The following is a 508-nucleotide window of genomic DNA, read 5'->3' on the forward strand; positions in this document are numbered from 1 at the left end:
GCGCAGCTCGACATCAGCCCCGAGGACGCCTACCTGCTGTTGCAGGGCCATGCCTTCGCCCGCCGGACGACCATGCGCCGGGTGGCGGAGGAGATCCTCGACGGCACGGTCCGGTTCGAGAAGCGAGGCGACCTGATCGAGGAGGTCCAGTGACGACGGCAGGCCGAGAAGCCCGGATCCTCGAGACGTTCACGTCACTCGCCGACACCCTGGTGGACGCCTACGACGTCGTGGAACTGCTGCAGACCCTGGTCGAGACCTGCGCCGAGGTACTCGGCATCGACGCTGCGGGCATCCTGCTGGCCAACGACGACCAAGAGCTCGAGGTCGTGGCCTCGACCTCTGAAGCGAGCCGGCTCGTCGAGGTCCTGCAGCTCGACGCCGAGGCCGGACCCTGCATGACCTCGTTCGCGACCGGACGGGTCGTGGCCTGCCCGGACATCGAGTCAGCGCCGGCGGAGTGGGCGATGTTCCGCACGGGCGCGGTCGAACTCGGGTTCCGGTCGGT

Annotated in this window: 2 protein-coding genes; both read left to right on the top strand. The window is 68.9% G+C overall.

What is annotated here, in order from left to right; translation table 11 throughout:
- The first annotated feature begins 12 nt into the window (after window positions 1–12).
- Complete coding sequence (locus tag H489_RS38820) at window positions 13–153, top strand: hypothetical protein (protein ID WP_413813394.1); 141 nt, start codon at window positions 13–15, stop codon at window positions 151–153.
- Window positions 150–508 (top strand): GAF domain-containing protein (locus tag H489_RS38195; protein WP_017886930.1); only part of this gene is annotated, 359 nt, incomplete at its 3' end. The genes H489_RS38820 and H489_RS38195, both read left to right, overlap by 4 nt.

Source organism: Curtobacterium flaccumfaciens UCD-AKU (assembly GCF_000349565.1).
In the GTDB taxonomy this organism is placed as follows: Bacteria; Actinomycetota; Actinomycetes; order Actinomycetales; family Microbacteriaceae; genus Curtobacterium; species Curtobacterium poinsettiae.